This window comes from Arthrobacter wenxiniae (genome assembly GCF_013376105.1).
GTDB classification, from domain to species: domain Bacteria; phylum Actinomycetota; class Actinomycetes; order Actinomycetales; family Micrococcaceae; genus Specibacter; species Specibacter wenxiniae.
On record NZ_JAAMFM010000041.1, the window covers coordinates 1 to 14,559 of the forward strand.

A 14,559-nucleotide genomic window follows, 5' to 3' on the forward strand; every position below is an offset into this window, starting at 1 on the left:
CGAAAAGCCCCCGCCGGAAGGCGGGGGCTTTTCGATTGAGTTGCGAAGCGGGTCGGCTTCCCTTAGAGGGCGTTGACCTTCTTGGAGATGGCCGACTTGCGGTTGTTGGCATTGTTGGCGTGGATGACGCCCTTGCTGACAGCCTTGTCCAGCTTGCGGGCCGCATTCACCAAAGCAACCGTCGCTGCATCCTTGTCGGCCTGGGCCACTGCCGCGTTTACTGCACGGATCGCGGTCTTCAGCTCGGACTTCACCGAGAGGTTGCGCAGGCGCGCCTTCTCGTTGGTGAGGATGCGCTTCTTCTGGGACTTGATATTAGCCACGTTGTATAACTCTCTTTTGATACGAAAATACGGTCGTAGAGGGCGTAGCCTGACCGTCGACAGCGGCGTGGGGATGCTCGAATCATGGTGAACGTCTGGCCAGGCTGTTGTGACCGCCGACCTGCACGGACACACACGAAGGAAATTCTAGCAGACTGCCACCGCCGTCCCTTACGACCAGCTGTGCCTTACTACCAGCCGTTCCTTACGACCAGCCGTGCCTGGAGCGCAGCCCGCCGGCCACCAGGGCAAAGCGCCTCGCGTCAAGCACGGCGCCCTCCCGGCGAATGTCCGCCTCGCTGATTTGCAGGATCCTGTCCAGCTTGGCCTCGCTGGGGCGGCCCTGTCGGTCCCAGGGGCCCGTGCCCAGGTCAATGTAGTCGTTGACCCCGCGGTGGTCGTCCGTGTGGTCCTTGCTGGTGAGCATCACGGCGAGCAGGTGCGATGGCGTCCGCCCCACCACCAGCACCGGCCGGTCCTTGCCCTGGCGGTGGTCTTCCTCGTACGGCACCCACGTCCAGACAATCTCGCCGGGGTCGGCGGCGCCGTCGGGCCGGGGGGCGTAGTGCGCGCGGGACGTGCCCCGGAAGTCGCCGGGATAGGGGGAGGAGAGTCCCCGTGCGGTGGCGGACGACGCCGGACGTCCGGCCGGGCGGTTTCCTCCCCGTGCGCCGGGCTGGTGCCGGGGCGGCGCCGTGGAGGTGGCGGACTTGGGGCCGGACTTCAGGAAGGCCCCCGCGAGGCTCCGCAGGAGGCCGAAGATGCGGCCTGAGGTTTCTGCCATGGAACACACTTTATCGAACCGGCACCCGCTGCCTTCGAACGTGCGGCGCAGCGGGCGTGCCGGTTCCCTACCGGTGCCGCAAACGTGGGAGACTTGAGGCAGCGAGTGCCCGGCGCCAGCCGCGCGGGCACGCCCCTGCACGGTCCGGCGCAACTGCCGGCGTCCGTCGCGCCCATGCAACAGTAAGGAACCCCAGTGTCACCCATGGCCCGCACTGCCCCGGTGCCCGCCGCCACCGATCCGGCGATCATCAGGAACTTTTGCATTATCGCCCACATCGACCACGGGAAGTCGACCCTGGCGGACAGGATGCTCCAGCTCACCGGGGTGGTCCAGCAGCGTGACATGAAGGCGCAATACCTTGACCGCATGGACATTGAGCGCGAACGCGGCATCACCATCAAGTCCCAGGCGGTGCGCATCCCCTGGGAAGTGGACGGCACGTCCTACTGCCTGAACATGATCGACACCCCCGGCCACGTCGACTTCACCTACGAGGTGTCGCGCTCCCTGGCGGCCTGTGAAGGGGCCATCCTCCTGGTTGACGCAGCCCAGGGCATCGAGGCCCAGACGCTGGCCAACCTGTACCTGGCGATGGAAAACAACCTGACCATCATCCCGGTGCTGAACAAGATCGACCTCCCCGCCGCCCAACCGGAGAAGTACGCCGCCGAGCTCGCCAACCTGATCGGCGGCAGGCCTGAGGACGTCCTGCAGGTCTCCGGCAAGACCGGCATGGGCGTCGAGGCGCTGCTGGACCAGATCGTCCGGGAACTGCCGGCACCTGTCGGGGATGCCAACGCGCCCGCCCGCGCCATGATCTTCGACTCCGTCTACGACACCTACCGCGGGGTCGTCACCTACGTGCGTGTCATTGACGGCAGTCTCAGCCCGCGCGAAAAAATCCAGATGATGTCCACGCGCGCCACGCACGAACTCCTGGAGATCGGCGTCAGTTCGCCCGAGCCCCATCCGTCCAAGGGACTGGGCGTGGGGGAGGTGGGCTACCTGATCACCGGCGTGAAGGACGTGCGCCAGTCCAAGGTGGGCGACACCGTCACCACCTTCCTCAAACCCGCCACGCAGGCGCTGGCCGGCTACCACGATGCCAAGCCGATGGTCTTCTCCGGGCTGTACCCGATGGACGGGGCCGACTATCCGGTCCTGCGCGACGCGCTCGAGAAGCTCATGCTCAACGACGCCGCCCTGGTGTACGAGCCGGAAACCTCCGCTGCCCTGGGCTTCGGCTTCCGGGTGGGTTTCCTGGGGCTGCTGCACCTGGAAATCACCCGTGAGCGCCTGGAGCGCGAACACAACCTTGACCTGATCTCCACCGCCCCCAACGTCGAATATGAGGTCACCCTCGAGGACAAGAAGGTCATGCGGGTCACCAACCCGAGTGAGTACCCCTCGGGCAAGATTGCCGAGGTCCGCGAACCCATGGTTGCCGCCACCATCCTGGCGCCGACCGAATTTGTCGGCGCCATCATGGAGCTGTGCCAGAGCCGCCGGGGCATTCTCGGCGGGATGGACTACCTCTCCGAGGACCGGGTGGAGATCCGCTACCGCCTGCCGCTGGCGGAGATCGTCTTTGACTTCTTCGACATCCTCAAGTCCAAGACGCGCGGCTACGGCTCGCTGGACTGGAAGGCCGACGGCGAACAGGTCTCCGACCTGGTCAAGGTCGACATCCTGCTCCAAGGCGAACAAGTTGACGCGTTCAGTGCCATCACCCACCGGGACAAGGCCTATGCCTACGGCGTCATGATGACGGGCAAGCTGCGTGAACTCATCCCGCGCCAGCAGTTCGAGGTGCCCATCCAGGCTGCCATCGGCGCCCGGATCATCGCCCGCGAAAGCATCAGGGCGATCCGCAAGGACGTCCTGGCCAAGTGCTACGGCGGCGACATCTCCCGCAAGCGCAAGCTGCTGGAAAAGCAAAAGGAAGGCAAGAAGCGCATGAAGATGGTGGGCCGCGTGGAGGTTCCCCAGGAAGCATTCATCGCCGCATTGACCACCGGCGAGTCGCCCAAGGACAAGTCCAAGAAGTGACACCCGGTGCACTGCCCCTGGGCGACCCGGCCCCGGCCGACGGGCTCCTGCCCGGCCAGGCCGCCGCCGGCGCGGTGGATCGCGCGTTCGGCCTGTACGTGCACATCCCGTTTTGTGCCGTGCGCTGCGGCTACTGCGATTTCAACACCTACACGGCCACCGAACTGGGCGGCGGAGCCTCCCAGGACGCCTATGGCGGCACGGCCGTGCGCGAGGTCGAGTTCGCCGCCCGGGCCATGGCAGCCTCGGGCCTGCCCGAACGCAGGCTCAGCACCGTGTTCTTCGGCGGGGGGACGCCCACGCTGCTGGCGGCGGGCGAGCTGACGCGCATACTGGGTGCCGCCGTCGGACGTTGGGGGCTGGAGGACGGCGCCGAGGTCACCACGGAGGCGAACCCCGATTCCGTCACGCGGGAATCCCTGCAGGAACTGGCCGACGGCGGCTTCACCCGTGTGTCCTTTGGCATGCAGTCCGCCGTCCCGCACGTCCTGAAGGTGCTGGACCGCACGCACAGCCCGGAGCGCGTGCCGCAGGCGGTGGCCTGGGCGCGCGAGGCCGGCCTGAACGTCAGCGTCGACCTGATCTACGGCACGCCGGGGGAGTCCGTGGCCGACTGGGAGACCTCCGTGCGGACCGCCCTGTCCTACGAACCTGACCACATCTCCGCCTATTCGCTCATTGTCGAGGAGGGCACCAAGCTCGCGGCCCAGATCCGTCGCGGCCAGGTCCCGAACATTGACGACGACGACCACGCCGTGAAATACGAGCTCGCCGACGCGCTCTTCCAGGAGGCCGGACTGTCCTGGTACGAGGTCAGCAACTGGGCCCGCACCCCTGGCGACGCCTGCCGGCACAACCTGGCCTACTGGCGCGGGGACGACTGGTGGGGGATCGGCCCCGGGGCCCACTCGCATGTGGGGGGAGTGCGCTGGTGGAACGTCAAGCACCCCACCGCCTACGCCAACCGGCTGGACCGTGGCGAGTCGCCGGCCGCCGGGCGTGAAACCCTGGATCCGGACACGCGCGAGCTGGAGCGCGTCATGTTGACCTCGCGCCTGTCGGAGGGACTGAAGATCGGCACGCTGGGCCCTTCGGCACGCCATGCCGTGGCCGGCCTCATCGCGGCGGAACTGGTCGATCCGGTGAAGGCCTTCCACGGAACCCTGGTCCTGACGCTCAAGGGCCGGCTCCTTGGCGACGCAGTCACCCGCGCCCTCCTGGACTGACGCCAGCGCTGTGGATCTGGCGCCAGAGACGCCATTTTTCCGTCCGGCTATCCGACCCGTCGGCCGCGGGCGGCCTTGGGGGCTCGCTTACGCCGGACTAAAAAAATGCCGGCTCTGGCGCCTTTCGCCGCGTCACGGCTAACAGACAGGCCGCGGATCCGGTGTTTCCGTAGGGCGCGTAAAGGAGACAGGAGGCCGCCCGCGGCCGATGGTCGGATAGCGCCCGAGGGAATTCCGGATCCGCGGCCGCGGAAAAGTCGTCTGCAGCCGCCGGTCAGCGGCACCCCAGCTACTGGATCTTGCGCAGGTTCCAGGCGTAGCGGTAAGGGTTGCCCTTGTTGACCTGGATGGCGGCGATGACGGACCAGACGGTCAGGAACACCCACACGAGCAGTGCCAGCATGGAGAAAATGGTCCCCACGGACGGATTGAAGATGCGGACCACCAGCGCAATGATGTTCAGCACCAGCGCCAGGATGGTGGGCGGCAGGGTGAAATTGAGCGCCTCCCGGGACTCCTGCGCCGTGAACGGGCCGCGGCTGGCCATGAACTTGTAGATGAGTGCCGACGGGATGCACCCGAGGATGCCGCCGCAGTGGGACAGGAACGCCCATTGCTTGTCTTCTGCCGGGGTGAGGGGGGGCTTCGCCGGATTTGTAAAGGAATTCACCGGATTGCTCACGTTAGACTTGCCTCTCAAAAAATGACTGCACCGCCGGCTTGGCGCCGGCCGCTCCTACTAGGATACGGGTGCCGTCAGGAAGTCAATGACTTCTTCCACCCGCCCGAGCAGCGACGGTTCAAGGTCGGAGTAGCTGCTGACGCGGGAAAGAAGGCGCTGCCAGCCCAGCCCAAGGTCTTCTGCGGTGCCGTGCGGCCAGCCGAATGCCTTCAGGATGCCCACCTTCCACTCCATGGTGCGGGGTATGACGGGCCAGGCGGGGATTCCCAGCGTGCCGGGCTTAATGGCCTGCCACACGTCGACGTAGGGGTGCCCCACCACCAGCACGTTGTTTTTCGCCGCGGTCGATTTCATGAGATCCGCCACAATCCGCGATTCCTTGGAGTGCGGCACCAGGTGGTCCACCAGCACACCCAGCCGGCGGTCGGGCCCGGGGCCGAAGTCCCTCACGGCCGCGGTGAGGTCGTCAATGCCGCGGAGGGGTTCGACGACGATCCCCTCCACGCGCAGGTCGTCCCCCCACACCTTTTCCACCAGTTCGGCGTCGTGCTTGCCTTCAACCCAGATGCGGCTGGCCTTGGCCACCTGGGCCCGCTGCCCCGCCACCTTCAGTGACCCCGAGGCCGTCCTGGTGGCCGTCCTGGGTGGGGTTGCCGCCCTGGGGGCCACCACTTCAACGGGCTCCCCGTCCAGCAGGAAGCCAAATCCCAGGGGAAAGGCCCGGACCTTGTTGCGCCGGTCGGCCAGTTCCATGATGTGCATGCCGCCGGACTTTTCGATCCTGACCACCGCGCCCACCCATCCGGTCTGGACGTCTTCGACCACCAGGCCGCGGCTTGCCGGCACCTGGCGGAGGGTGCGTGCCTTCGGGGGGCTGATGTCCTGGTAGCCCCAGTTGTTGGACTGCACGGCGCGGTGGTCCCTTCCTCGGTGTTCCGCCGCCGCGGCCGGGGCGGAAAATTCCATGCTAGCGCCCCTGCCGGGCCGCGGCGGACAGGACGGGCCGGGCGGCGTGCCGAAAACCGGCCGCCGGAAAGTATTAGACTTGGCACTTGAGTAGGTAGAGTGCCAACGAAGGAGGTGCCAGGCATGAGCGAACCACGGAAATTGGAAGTGCTCCGTGCCATAGTCGAAGACTATGTCCATTCCCGCGAACCTGTCGGCTCCAAGGCCCTCGTTGAACGGCACCGGCTCGGCGTTTCAAGCGCCACCATCCGCAATGACATGGCCGCCCTTGAGGAGGACGGGCTGATCACGGCGCCCCACACCAGTTCGGGCCGCATTCCCACGGACAAGGGGTACCGGCTCTTCGTCGACCAGATCTCCTCGGTCAAGCCCCTTTCGGCCGCCGAGCGGCGCGCAATCGCCACCATCCTGGATGGATCCACCGACCTCGACGACGTCCTCGAGCGGACGGTGCGCACGCTTGCCCAGCTGACCAATCAGGTCGCCGTCGTGCAGTATCCCCGGTCGGCCAAGGCCACGGTGCGGCACATCGAGTTTGTGTCCCTGGGCCCGTCGCAGGTGCTGGTGGTGCTGATCCTGGCTTCCGGCAAGGTGGAGCAGTCGGTGATTGACGCGGGAACCCCCGTTGACGACCCCGGGCTTGCCCGGCTGCGCCAGGAGTTCCTGGGCACCTTGTCCGGCTGTACGGTGGCGAACCTTCCCGCCGCGCTGGCACAGTTGCCGGCGGGCCTGCCGGCAGCGGAGCAGGACATTGCCCACAAGCTTGCCCACGGGCTGCTGCAGCTTGCCCGCGCCGCCAGGGAGGACCGCATAGTCCTGGCCGGCACGGCGAACCTGGCCCGCTCCAACGTCGACTTCCCCCTGAGCATCGGCCCCGTGCTGGATGCCCTGGAGGAACAGGTGGTGCTGCTGCGCCTGCTGGAGCAAATGGCCCAGGACTCGCTCGGCATGGCCGTGAGCATCGGCAGGGAGAACCCGCACGACTCCCTGTCCGAAGCGTCCGTGGTGGCCACCGGCTACGGGCCCGGCGCCAGCGCCAAGCTCGGGGTGGTGGGCCCCACGCGGATGGACTACCCCAACACCATGTCCAGTGTCCGGGCCGTGGCCCGGTACCTGTCCAGAATTTTGGCCGGCTAAGCGGCCTGCAACACAATCCTGTGAATCTGTTCCACTGAAGAGAGTATGAATCTTGAGCAACCATTACGACGCCTTGGGCGTTTCCCGAGATGCCACGGCGGAGGAAATCAAAAAGGCCTACCGCAAGCTCGCGCGGAAACTTCATCCGGACGTCAACGACGCCCCCGACGCCCAGGACCGCTTCAAGGCAGTCACGCACGCCTACGAAGTCCTTTCCGACCCGCAAAAGCGGCGCGTCTATGACACTACGGGCAACGAAAACGGCAGCAGCAACGGGGCCGGGAACTTTGACGGCCAGGGCTTCGCCTTCCAGGACATCTTTGAGACGTTCTTTGGCGGCGGAGGCCAGGGCCGCGGTCCGGAACCGCGCATGCGCCGCGGCCAGGACGCCCTCATCACGGTGCGCATCGACCTGCGCGAGGCCGTCTTCGGCGTCAACAAGAAGCTCGAAATTGACACGGCCGTCACCTGCCCCACGTGCGACGGCAGCTGCTGCCGCCCCGGCACGCACCCCATCACCTGTGACGTCTGCCATGGCAGCGGACAGATCCAGCGCCCCATGCGCTCCATCCTGGGCAATGTGATGACCCTGGCCACCTGCAACTCCTGCCAGGGCTACGGCACGCGCATCGAGGACCCGTGCAACGAGTGCATGGGCGAGGGCCGCATCCGCGACCGCCGCACCCTGACCATCAAGGTTCCCGCCGGGGTCAACACCGGCACCCGCATCCAGCTTGCAGGCCAGGGCGAGGCCGGACCCGCGGGCGGGCCGTCCGGGGACCTCTACGTGGAGATGAAGGTCAACAACGACCCCGCCTACCTGCGCGAGGGCGACGACCTCCACGCCACCCTGAGCGTGCCCATGACGGCGGCCGCACTGGGCACCGAACTGACACTGGAGACGTTCGACGGCGAGCAGCCGATCACCATCAAGCCGGGCACCCAGGCCGGGGAGGTCATCAACCTGCGCAGCCTGGGCGTGACCCACCTGCGCGGATACGGGCGCGGCGACTTGAAGGTGCACGTCCACGTCGAGACCCCCACCAAGCCCGACGCCGCCCAGGAGGACCTGCTCAGGCAGCTTGCCGCCCTGCGCGGGGAGACGTTCAGCGAGGGCAAGCTGGTCAGCAGCGGAGGCATGTTCGCCAAGCTCCGCGACAAGCTCGGCAACCTCTAGGGTCCCGTGAGCAACCCCGTCTTCTACGCCGGGCCGGACCAGCTGGCCGCCCTGGCCCCTGGCAGCAGCTTCAGCCTGGGAGGTGCCGAGGGGCGCCACGCCGCCACCGTCAAACGGCTGGCGCCCGGCGAGCCCGTGGACGTGTGCGACGGCGCGGGCCTGCGCCTCGTGTGTTCCGTCACCTCCGCGGCCGGCGGGGTCCTGGACGTCAGGGTCGACCAGGTGGTTGCCGAGGCGTCCGGGCCCTTCCAGCTGGTGCTGGTCCAGGCCCTCGCCAAGGGCGACCGGGATGAGCTGGCCATCGAAACTGCCACCGAACTGGGCATCGACAAGGTGGTCCCCTGGCAGGCCGAACGGTCCATTGTCCGGTGGAAGATGGACAAGGCGGTGAAGGGCCGGGTCAAATGGCGGAACACGGTGGCCGCTGCGGCCAAGCAGGCCCGCCGCGCCAGCATCCCGGAAGTCGGCGAGCTCGTCGGCACGGCCGGACTGGTTGAACTGATCAAGGGTGCCGCCCTGGCACTCATACTGCACGAGGACGCCGTGGACACCGTGGCCGGCGTTGTCCGTGCCTGGCGTGACGGCGCAGCCCGGCCGACCGGCGCGGGCACCATTGTCATGGTGGTCGGGCCCGAAGGGGGCATCAGCGCCGCCGAGGTCGGCGCCTTCCAGGACGCCGGGGCACACACCGCCCTCCTGGGCAGGCACGTGCTGAGGTCGTCCACGGCCGGGCCGGCCGCCGTCGTGCTCCTGAGCCAGGAACTCGGGCGCTGGTAGCCGGCGCGCCTACTACGGCGCGGTGGTGGCGGCAGGTCCCTCCAGCGTGACCACCTTGCTGTCCACGCCCGCCTGGCCGCCGGGGGCCGTCGGGTCGCTGGTGAAAACGGAAATCTGGTAGGTGCCCAGCGGCGGGACCAGGTTGAAGCTGAACGGGCCCAGCTGGTCCGGGCCCTTGGGGATCTTCACCGTTCCCGACTGGTAGACGCGCCCTGCCTTGCCATCCACCACCTCGGCCAGGCTCCAGGAGAGCGTGCCCGAGGGGGAGATTCCCTGCCCGCTCACCTTCAGCGGCAGCCCGTGGTAGGTGGAGCCGTTGCCGGGGTCGATGATCCACACCGGCGCCAGCAGGGAGGGGTCGCGGGTTTGCGGGTTGTTGAGGCTGACGTGGCCGAACGCGTTGTAGCCGGTGTGCCCGTCCACCAGGACGGACACCTGGATGGTGGCGCCGGGGTTGATCAGCCCCGCCATGGCTGCCGCCGCGGTTGCGGTGTACACCAGCTGTGCCACGGACCGCTTGGCGATTCCCGCGTCCACCGTCTGCGAGAAGGCATCCGAGGAGACGTCCACCGTGATGACGTTTTTGGCCGAGATGGAGGCACCCAGCCGGGACGGCTTGTTCCAGACCGAGAAATAGTCCGGGTCCTTGGGGGAGCGGGTCATCATGGCCTCCAGCGCGGACACGATGGGTTCATCCGTGGTCGGCGTGGGCAGGAACTCCCGGTAAAGGTAGACGGCGCTGTCGCTGTGCCCGAGCCAGTAGACGGGAATCGTCTGGGTGGAAGTGGGGGTTTCCAGCGGGGCGCTGGTGACCAGGCTGGTGGACTGGGCGTCCGACGTCGTGGGCATGACCGTGTCGTTGTGGTCCCTGATGCCCGCGCTGCAGCCGGTGGCCATCAGGGCGGCGGCCACCAGGACGGACACCAGCCGGGCCCGCCTGCCGGAACCGGCGGCGCCCCGGCGCATCGGTCGAGCCGGCACGGAAGCGTGCGGCCGAGGGGTGCGCGGATGTACAGGCATGCGGATGTGTGGCTCGCTATTCAGGCTCGTAGGGGGCGGGGCCACGCGGCGGCCCCGGAAGCGTTCCAAGCGCCCCCACAGACTTTGAACCTCCAACAGCTTGGCACACCAAACGGGCCGCCGTCCGGGTTGGGCGGGCAAATGCGCGAACTGAAACCGGATCGAAACACTAAAGTGACCGGGCCTTGATAATTGCGCCCCTGCCTGCCCGGCGGCACGGCCCGGATGCGCCGCCGCCCACGGCCACCACACCGGAAGGCGCCGGTGCACTAGGATTGGAAGGGCAAAGACAAGGCATGACAACCGGTGCAAGCCGGTACCACCAAGGAGAGAAAACAGGCCCGGAACGGCCGCACTTATGCCAGAGACAACAGCCAGCCGACACGAACAGCCTCCGGAAATCGGTTCGGGGCGGCAATTCCCGCATTCCGTGGACGGCACACGCACGGAAGTGGTCCATTTCCCCTCCACCGAGCAAATGGTTGCCACCCTCGGGGCCGAGGACGAGGGCCTGCGCATTGTGGAAGGGCTGTACCCGTCCGTCAGCTTCCTGGCGCGGGGCAATGTGCTCTCCATTTCCGGCCCTGCCGCCGTGGTCCCGCGCATCATGCACCTCATGGAGGAGGCGCGGGGGATGGTTGCACGGCACACCACGATGAACGCCGCCGTGTGGGAGCAGCTGGCGACCATGCTCAAGGCCCGGCCCGAGACGTCGGTGGTTGACATCCTGACGCAGGACATCCTCTCCTCGCGCGGGCGCACCATCCGGCCCAAGACCTTGAACCAAAAGAACTATGTCGACGCCATTGACCGCAACACCATCGTGTTCGGGATCGGACCGGCCGGCACGGGCAAGACCTACCTGGCCATGGCCAAGGCCGTCCAGGCGCTGCAGCGCAAGGACGTCAGCCGGATCATCCTCACCCGCCCCGCCGTGGAGGCGGGGGAGCGGCTCGGCTTCCTGCCCGGCACGCTCAACGACAAAATCGACCCCTACCTGCGCCCGCTTTACGACGCGCTCCACGACATGATGGATCCGGAAACCATTCCGCGGCTCATGGCGGCAGGCACCATCGAGGTGGCACCCCTGGCCTACATGCGGGGCCGGACGCTCAACGACGCCTTCATCATCCTGGACGAGGCACAAAACACCACCCCGGAACAAATGAAGATGTTCCTGACCCGGCTGGGCTTTGGGTCCAAGATTGTCGTCACGGGCGACATCACCCAGGTGGACCTGCCCAGCGGCACCCGTTCCGGGCTGCGCGTGGTGGAGGAAATCCTGCACGGCGTCGACGACATCAACTTCTCCATCCTCGACGCCGCCGACGTTGTCCGCCACCGGCTGGTGGGGGCCATCGTGAGCGCCTACAACGACTGGGACGAGGCCCACCACACGCTGGTGCGCCCGCAGCAGGACACCGGCCCCCGCGCGGGCGCCGCCTCCGTTGGCGCCCCGCCCCCCGCCACCACGCCCAACCACAAGCAGGCGGCGCCCACCCGCCCGAATCCCAAGGACCAGCACGCCTGATGAGCATTGAAATCAACAACGAGTCCGGCGTCGCCGTCCGTGAGGAGGAGCTGGTCAGGCTGGTCCGGCACATCCTGGAGCGCATGCACCTCCATCCGCAGACCGAGCTGTCCATCATCATGGCGGATGTCGAGAACATGGAAAAGCTTCACATCGAATGGATGGACGAGCCCGGACCCACCGACGTCCTGTCCTTCCCCATGGATGAGCTGCGCCCCGGCACTCCCGAACAGCCGACTCCCGCGGGCCTCCTCGGGGACATCGTGCTGTGCCCGGCCGTGGCGCAGGAACAGGCCGCAGCGGCCGGGCACTCCATGGAGGAGGAACTGCTGCTGCTGACCACCCACGGCGTCCTGCACCTGCTCGGCTACGACCACGCCGATCCGGAGGAGAAGGCGGAGATGTTCGGCCTGCAGCGCGAGCTGCTCTCCAGCTACCTGGGCCGGGAAGCCCCGCGGGAGACAATGCAGTGACCCTGGTCGTCCTGCCGGCCATGCTCGTGGGCTTCACAGCCATCGCGGCCCTGCTGACCGCCATCGAGTCAGCCCTGAACTTCTTCCCGCGGCACGACGCCGAGGCGGTCGCCGCCCACAGCCGCGGCACCTCGCTGGAACGGATCCTCGAGGCGCCCATGGCGCACCTGAATGCGCTGCGCTTTTGGCGGGTCTGGTTTGAAATGGCCGCCGCGGTGGCCGTCTCGCTTTTTCTGGTGGGCCTGATCCACAACGAGTGGGTTGCCGGGCTGATCGCCACGGCCGTCATGGCCGGCGCGAGCTTCATTTTGGTCGGTACCTCGCCCCGCCGCCTGGGCCGGATCCATTCGGCGGCCCTGGTGGGCCGCACCGCCTGGCTGGTGCACGCGCTCTTCCGCATACTCGGGCCCATGCCCGGGTGGTTCCTCAAGCTCGGCGGCGCCGTCACCAAGGACGTGTCCGGGTCGGAGGAGGCCTTTGTCACCGAGGAGGAGTTCCGCGAATTCGTGGACCGCGCCAGCGACTCGGACATGATCGAGGACAGCGAGGCCGAGCTCATTCAAAGCGTGTTTGACCTCGGGGAAACCATGGTCCGCGCCGTCATGGTGCCGCGGACGGACATTCGCAGCCTCCAGCAGGGCGCCAGCCTGGAGGACGCCTTGGACGTTTTCCTTGACTCGGGGTTCTCCCGCGTGCCGGTCATCGGCGAAGACACCGACCACATCCTGGGCATCCTGTACCTGAAGGACGTGGTTGCCACCCTGCACCGCCCGGGTGCCGGCGGTCCCCGTCCGGGGGTGGAAAGCCTGGCCCGCAGTGTCCGCTACGTGCCCGAATCCAAGCCGGTGGACGACCTCCTGAAGGAGCTGCAGGGGGAATCCACGCATGTGGCCATTGTGGTGGACGAATACGGGGGCACCGCCGGCCTGGTGACACTGGAGGACCTGATCGAGGAAATCGTCGGCGAAATCGCCGACGAGTACGACTCAGTGTCCCCGGACGTGCAGGCGCTGGGCCACGGCCGCTTCCGCATCCGCACCCGCATGGGCGTGGAGGACTTCGGCGAACTCTTCGGCAAGGAGCTCGACGACGACGAGGTGGACACCGTGGGCGGGCTGCTCGCCAAGCACCTTGGCCGCATCCCCGCACCTGGCAGCGCAGTGGTGGTCTCCGGCATCCGGCTGGTGGCCGACCGCATGGAGCCGGCCCGCAACCGTGTCAGCCACGTCATTGCCAGCCTGGTCCCGGAGGCTGGAAATCGGACCCCTGCCGGCACGCAGCACCCCATGTCCACAAGAGACCACGGACCCGGCGCCCCGGGCCGTGGACAGAAGAGCGACGAACACCACAGGAGCAGCCATGAATAAGAAAAAAGGGTCGCTGGCCATGCCTTCGCCAAAAGGCGAAGGCTTCCGCGCCGGGTTCGCGGTCCTTGCCGGGCGCCCCAACGCCGGCAAGTCAACCCTCACCAACGCCCTGGTGGGCCAAAAGGTCGCCATCACCTCGGCGAAGCCGCAAACCACCCGCCACACCATCCGCGGGATCGTCCACAGGGACGCCTTCCAGCTGGTGCTCGTGGACACCCCCGGGCTGCACCGTCCCCGGACGCTGCTGGGCAAGCGGCTCAACGACCTGGTGGCGGAAACCCTGTCCGAAGTTGACGCCATCGGGTTCTGCCTGCCCGCCAATGAGAAGATCGGTCCCGGCGACCGCTTCATTGCCCAGCAACTGGGCCAGGTGGGGCGCAAGCCGGTCATCGCCATTGTCACCAAGACCGACACCGTGGACCGCCAGGCTGTCACCGACCAGCTCATCGCCGTCGAAGCGCTGGGACGGGAGGTCATCGGGCCGGACGGTTTCGCCGCCGTCGTGCCCGTCTCCGCCGTGGAGGACTTCCAGGTGGAAACCCTGGCGGGAGTCCTGGCCGGGTTCATGCCGGAGTCCCCGGCGCTCTACCCCGACGGCGAGCTGACGGACGAGCCCGAGGCCGTCATGGTGGCCGAGCTGATCCGCGAGGCCGCACTGGAGGGTGTCCGCGACGAGCTTCCGCACTCCCTGGCCGTGGTGGTGGAGGAAATCGTTCCCCGCGAAGGCCGCACGGAAGGTCACGAGCTCCTGGACGTGAGGGTCAACCTATACGTCGAGCGGCCCTCGCAAAAAGCCATCATCATCGGCAAGGGCGGCGCCCGGCTGCGGGAGGTGGGCACCACCGCCCGGCAGGGCATCGAGGCGCTGCTGGGCACCCGCATCTACCTGGACCTGCATGTCAAGGTCGCCAAGGACTGGCAGCGCGACCCCAAGCAGCTGGTGAAACTCGGCTTTTAGGCGAAAGGTGCACCACCAGGGGCAGGTCCGGCGCGGGGTGGTGCGCGGCTTTGCGGCAGTTCCCAGTCTTCACCGGTAAACTCGAT

The 14,559-nt window shown here is 67.4% G+C and carries 14 protein-coding genes; 9 read left to right on the top strand and 5 right to left on the bottom strand.

The genetic code is table 11. The features are described from left to right. Nucleotides 1-62 precede the first annotated feature (62 nt). Nucleotides 63-323 (bottom strand): 30S ribosomal protein S20, encoded by a 261-nt coding sequence (rpsT, locus tag G6034_RS20000; RefSeq protein WP_176636504.1) that lies wholly within the window; start codon nucleotides 321-323, stop codon nucleotides 63-65. Between the two features lie 205 nt (nucleotides 324-528). Continuing rightward, nucleotides 529-1,107: a type II toxin-antitoxin system PemK/MazF family toxin gene (locus G6034_RS18150; RefSeq protein WP_176636505.1), complete on the bottom strand. Its 579-nt coding sequence runs from the start codon at nucleotides 1,105-1,107 to the stop codon at nucleotides 529-531. Between the two features lie 195 nt (nucleotides 1,108-1,302). Here G6034_RS18150 and lepA point away from each other — a divergent pair, with 195 nt between their 5' ends. Then, nucleotides 1,303-3,159, top strand: coding sequence for a translation elongation factor 4 (gene lepA, locus G6034_RS18155; protein WP_176636506.1), 1,857 nt, complete (start codon nucleotides 1,303-1,305; stop codon nucleotides 3,157-3,159). Next, nucleotides 3,156-4,385, top strand: coding sequence for a radical SAM family heme chaperone HemW (hemW, locus tag G6034_RS18160; RefSeq protein WP_176636507.1), 1,230 nt, complete (start codon nucleotides 3,156-3,158; stop codon nucleotides 4,383-4,385). Before lepA ends, hemW begins: the two co-directional genes overlap by 4 nt. Nucleotides 4,386-4,674: 289 nt before the next feature. On the opposite strand, the gene G6034_RS18165 is transcribed toward hemW, so the two are convergent. Together G6034_RS18165 and G6034_RS18170 are read right to left on the bottom strand one after the other, a co-directional pair. Further along, nucleotides 4,675-5,067: a DUF4870 domain-containing protein gene (locus G6034_RS18165; RefSeq protein ID WP_343038155.1), complete on the bottom strand. Its 393-nt coding sequence runs from the start codon at nucleotides 5,065-5,067 to the stop codon at nucleotides 4,675-4,677. A 57-nt stretch (nucleotides 5,068-5,124) separates the two neighbouring features. Continuing rightward, nucleotides 5,125-5,976, bottom strand: coding sequence for a DUF3097 family protein (locus G6034_RS18170; RefSeq protein ID WP_176636533.1), 852 nt, complete (start codon nucleotides 5,974-5,976; stop codon nucleotides 5,125-5,127). A gap of 180 nt (nucleotides 5,977-6,156) precedes the next feature. Here G6034_RS18170 and hrcA point away from each other — a divergent pair, with 180 nt between their 5' ends. From hrcA to G6034_RS18185, 3 genes are read left to right on the top strand one after another with little or no spacing between them, the layout of a single operon-like run. Then, nucleotides 6,157-7,170 (top strand): heat-inducible transcriptional repressor HrcA, encoded by a 1,014-nt coding sequence (gene hrcA, locus G6034_RS18175; RefSeq protein WP_176636509.1) that lies wholly within the window; start codon nucleotides 6,157-6,159, stop codon nucleotides 7,168-7,170. A 52-nt stretch (nucleotides 7,171-7,222) separates the two neighbouring features. Then, the gene (gene dnaJ / locus G6034_RS18180; RefSeq protein ID WP_176636510.1) at nucleotides 7,223-8,347 is read left to right on the top strand and encodes a molecular chaperone DnaJ; all 1,125 of its coding nucleotides are present in this window, start codon (nucleotides 7,223-7,225) and stop codon (nucleotides 8,345-8,347) included. 6 nt (nucleotides 8,348-8,353) lie between these two features. Further along, nucleotides 8,354-9,124: a 16S rRNA (uracil(1498)-N(3))-methyltransferase gene (locus G6034_RS18185; protein ID WP_176636511.1), complete on the top strand. Its 771-nt coding sequence runs from the start codon at nucleotides 8,354-8,356 to the stop codon at nucleotides 9,122-9,124. A gap of 12 nt (nucleotides 9,125-9,136) precedes the next feature. Here G6034_RS18185 and G6034_RS18190 read toward each other — a convergent pair whose 3' ends face one another. Next, nucleotides 9,137-10,090 carry a GerMN domain-containing protein gene (locus tag G6034_RS18190; protein WP_176636512.1) on the bottom strand — a complete coding sequence of 318 codons (954 nt, stop codon included), beginning with the start codon at nucleotides 10,088-10,090 and terminating at the stop codon, nucleotides 9,137-9,139. A gap of 412 nt (nucleotides 10,091-10,502) precedes the next feature. Between G6034_RS18190 and G6034_RS18195 the strand changes: the two genes are divergently transcribed. The 4 genes from G6034_RS18195 to era are packed head-to-tail and all read left to right on the top strand — an operon-like array spanning nucleotide 10,503 to nucleotide 14,473. Next, a complete protein-coding gene (locus G6034_RS18195; RefSeq protein WP_176636513.1) occupies nucleotides 10,503-11,675 on the top strand; it encodes a PhoH family protein in 1,173 nt (390 codons plus the stop codon). Further along, nucleotides 11,675-12,148: an rRNA maturation RNase YbeY gene (ybeY, locus tag G6034_RS18200; RefSeq protein ID WP_176636514.1), complete on the top strand. Its 474-nt coding sequence runs from the start codon at nucleotides 11,675-11,677 to the stop codon at nucleotides 12,146-12,148. Before G6034_RS18195 ends, ybeY begins: the two co-directional genes overlap by 1 nt. Further along, nucleotides 12,145-13,515 carry a CBS domain-containing protein gene (locus tag G6034_RS18205; protein WP_176636515.1) on the top strand — a complete coding sequence of 457 codons (1,371 nt, stop codon included), beginning with the start codon at nucleotides 12,145-12,147 and terminating at the stop codon, nucleotides 13,513-13,515. Before ybeY ends, G6034_RS18205 begins: the two co-directional genes overlap by 4 nt. Further along, on the top strand, nucleotides 13,508-14,473 hold the full coding sequence (gene era / locus G6034_RS18210; protein ID WP_176636516.1) for a GTPase Era: 966 nt from the start codon (nucleotides 13,508-13,510) through the stop codon (nucleotides 14,471-14,473). The genes G6034_RS18205 and era overlap by 8 nt, the downstream gene beginning before the upstream one ends. Nucleotides 14,474-14,559 lie beyond the last annotated feature (86 nt).